The sequence below is a fragment of the Neorhizobium sp. P12A genome (genome assembly GCF_008365395.1).
Taxonomy (GTDB): domain Bacteria; phylum Pseudomonadota; class Alphaproteobacteria; order Rhizobiales; family Rhizobiaceae; genus Rhizobium.
The window spans coordinates 1-1,812 of record NZ_QOVX01000065.1 but is presented as its reverse complement, the minus strand read 5'-3'; the positions used below and the strand labels follow the sequence as shown (position 1 = coordinate 1,812).

1 protein-coding gene is annotated in these 1,812 nt (G+C 57.5%); it reads right to left on the bottom strand.

The features are described from left to right. Positions 1 to 220 precede the first annotated feature (220 nt). Positions 221 to 1,648 carry an ISNCY family transposase gene (locus DTW90_RS36860; RefSeq protein ID WP_149345050.1) on the bottom strand — a complete coding sequence of 476 codons (1,428 nt, stop codon included), beginning with the start codon at positions 1,646 to 1,648 and terminating at the stop codon, positions 221 to 223. Positions 1,649 to 1,812 lie beyond the last annotated feature (164 nt).

Here is a 1,812-nt window from a genome sequence, read left to right as displayed (position 1 = left end):
CATTCGTTGTCACAGCTATTTAAAGATGAGACAAAGTAAGCAATTTAGAAACGCGACGCCATACTATCCAATGTTACTGAATATGCAAGATTCTATAGTTATGGATGCGCAAGCGCGAGCCGCCGTCCGGGTGGAGCTGGTCAGGGTTGCGCAGCCCGGTCGGCGGCGGATGGCTCGGGCGCAATCATATACTTTAGCTTTCTCAACCGGATCGCTCACATCACTCGGCGACACGCCGGCTCACCAACGCTTGCCGCCGTCGGGCGATGACGGCAGGATTCTTCGTAAAATCCGTCTTTCGTCCAGGCTTGGTGCCGCGTTTCTGATAACCGTTGCTCACGCTGCCATCGGGAATGCCGAACATGTGATCCGTCTGTCCGCCTCGACGCGGGCCACTTTTGCTGCGCTGCTGCTGACGCCCAGCCTGCAGCTCAGCGACGATCGAAAGCATGTCGTCCAGCCGCTTGTTCTCGACCACCTCGGATCGGTGTACTGACCGTAACGTATCAAACGTCCTGTAGGGCAGGGAGGCTTCTCCGTCTGTGATCTCAAGTCGTCCGTCAGGATAATCGCAAACGACAACCTTCTTGCCCGTCAGCGCCGTTGCGCGCTCTGTCGGATCGAGGATGAACATCACCTTGTCATAGCGCAGCGTCAAGGAATGCGACAGCTTGCGAACCTCCTTGCGGCACATGGCACCATCCAGGTTCTCGTGATCGGCCAGCGGTCGATGCATGTCCTTCGGATTGCGTGGAGGCTTGCCAAAACGCGCGTTGAAATCCGCCATGAACTCCGGCGCATAGGCGTTGGCCGCCTCGATCGTATCGATACCGCGAAGCCGCAGTTCCTTCACCAGCCGATCCTGCAGCGTCTGATTGGCCCTTTCTACGCGGCCTTTGGCCTGCGGGGTGTTGGCGCAGATAATGTCGATGTTGAGCTCATACAGTGCCCGACCGAATTGCGTCAGACCGCTCGTCCGGTCCGTCATCGAGGCATGCGTGCTGCGGAAGATGCCATGCTTGTCGCTGTAGAACGCGATCGGCTTGCCCCATTGCTGCAAATAAGCCTTCGTCGCGTGCAGATAGTCGAAGGTGTTCTCTGAAGTCGCAAAGCGCAGATGCAACAGCTTGCCGGTGGCATCGTCGATATAAACGAGCAGGGCGCATTTGCGGCCACGGTTCTCGAACCACCAATGAAGCGAGCCGTCGATCTGAACGAGTTCGCCGAAACAATCGCGCCGGCCGCGCGGCTGGAAAACCCGCTTCTTACGTTCGCGTCGCGACACCCAGATGCCGGCTTCCATCATCCACTGGCGCAGTGTCTCCTTGCTGACGGCAATCCGGTGGCGTTCGATCAGCTTCTCGGCCGCCAGCGTTGGGCCAAAATCCGCGTAATGCTCACGCACAAGGTCGAGAGCCAGATTGCGGAAGTCCTCACTGTGGCGCCGGTTGCTCGGACGGCCGCGCTTCTTCGAAACGAGACCGTCAGCGCCATTCTCGTCATAGGCTTGCAGCAGCCGATGGACCTGGCTGCGACTGAGCCCAAGCAGCGCAGCCGCCCGTGTGACCGTCAGGCTGCCTTGGCGAACCCGCTGAATTTGTTCAAGACGATGCAATTCCTTTTGAGACATGACAATCAAACAAGACATGACGACTCCGAACAAAGATGACCTCGGCCACGATGCACGTCGCTAATCTTGCTTCCCAATGCTGACGCTCGACCAGCATCCCAAGAGGCGACGACTGTCGCATCTCTAACTGGCCTATGTGTCGCATCTCTAAAATGCCATTACATTCGTAAGTCGCATAAGAT